The sequence below is a fragment of the Pedobacter sp. 10L46_2 genome (genome assembly GCF_056395165.1).
The window spans coordinates 1-1,784 of the sequence record NZ_JBFTIZ010000486.1 but is presented as its reverse complement, the minus strand read 5'-3'; the positions used below and the strand labels follow the sequence as shown (position 1 = coordinate 1,784).

The following is a 1,784-nucleotide window of genomic DNA, read 5'->3' as shown; positions in this document are numbered from 1 at the left end:
GCTATAAAAAGATTTTTAATAAGGTGCATGATCTTACTGTATTGGCAGGGTATACCATGCAAGGAAATAAAACGGGAGTAAATGGCTTTGCTGCTCTCAACGTACCTAATGAATCATTAGGCCTTGATGGTTTAGATGAATCGCCTTCCCTGATCGGTACTTCATTAAGTTCCAGATGGGGCCTTTTGTCGTACCTCGGGCGCATAAATTATAATTATAAATCAAAATATTACTTTACTGCGTCTTTCCGTTCCGATGGATCTTCAAAATTCGCACAGGGGAAGCGCTGGGGGTATTTTCCTTCTGGTGCACTATCATGGCGGATGAGTGCTGAGGAGTTTATGAAGAAATTTACATTTATTTCTGATGCTAAACTACGTTTAAGTTACGGCGAGACAGGCAACAATAGGGTTGCCGACTTTTCCTATCTCGACCAGATCACACAACCCAATTCCGCGGGTTATTCCTATGGCAATGGCTCGCCTTCTAAAGGAGCTATCTTAAGTGCTTTTGGAAATGCCAACTTAAAATGGGAAACTACAAAACAAGTGAATATTGGTTATGATTTAAGCCTTTTTAAACAACGTGTAAATGTAACTCTTGACATTTACAGAAAAACAACCCATGATCTGTTATTGCAGGCCCTTTTGCCTTATACCACCGGATTGTCTGATGCCTATAAAAACGTAGGGAAAATGCAAAATCAAGGTCTTGAAATCTCACTGAGCACGGTTAATATTCATGGGAAGGAATTTAACTGGAGTTCAAGTTTTAACATCAGTTTCAATAGAAACAAAGTACTGGCACTTTCTGAGAACCAAACTTCTTTAAAAAGTCCGGTAGGTTTTGATCAAAAATGGAATGCGCTTTCTCCTTACATAGCCCTTCTTGGACAGCCAGTAGGGCAATTTTATGGTGCAATTTGGGATGGTGTTTATCAGTATGAAGATTTTGATAAGAACCCCCAAGGCGTTTATACGCTTAAAGAAAATATTCCCAGAAATGGAAATCCTACGGTGCAACCAGGCGATATCAAATATAAAGACCTTGATGGCGATGGAAATGTTAATGCAAATGATTTTACGGTAATTGGACGCGGTCTTCCTAAGCATACAGGTGGTTTATCAAATAATTTTTCTTATAAAGGATTTGATCTTAATGTATTTCTTCAATGGTCATACGGAAACGACATCATCAACGCTAACCGTATGCTATTTGATGGCAACGGAAAGCAATCCAGGTTTTTCAATCAGTACGCAAGTTATGCCAATAGATGGCAGCCAGATAATCCTAGTAATACTTTGTTTCGAACCGGAGGGCAGGGACCATTTTATTACTCAAGCAGGGTAGTTGAAGATGGGTCTTACCTCCGGTTAAAAACGATATCACTGGGCTATAATTTTCCATCAAGAATATTCCAAAAAGCTCAGCTTAAAAGTTTAAGGATTTACGCTTCTGCTCAAAATATTGCAACATGGACAAATTATTCCGGACCAGATCCTGAAGTGTCCGTCCGAAATTCCACCCTTACCCCCGGATTTGATTTTTCTGCTTATCCCCGGGCAAGCACGCTCATATTCGGATTAAACCTATCATTCTAACTGATCTATTATAAAAGTATGAAACTGATAAAATATTTTTACTTCACCATGCTGGTGGCAGCAGCTACTTCCTGCCAGAAAGTGCTGGATACCAACCCAACGGATTTTATTAACCCAGACGCTTATTACAAAACCCCGGAGCAGTTACAAAGTGCCCTCAATGGTATATACACTTCATTGGGC

General features: G+C 39.7%; 1 protein-coding gene. It reads left to right on the top strand.

All coding sequences use genetic code 11. The annotated features are described in order from the left end of the window. The coding region (locus tag AC1DDX_RS27105) for a SusC/RagA family TonB-linked outer membrane protein (RefSeq protein ID WP_477622993.1) at positions 1-1,601 on the top strand (1,601 nt) is incomplete at its 5' end. Positions 1,602-1,784: the final 183 nt, after the last annotated feature.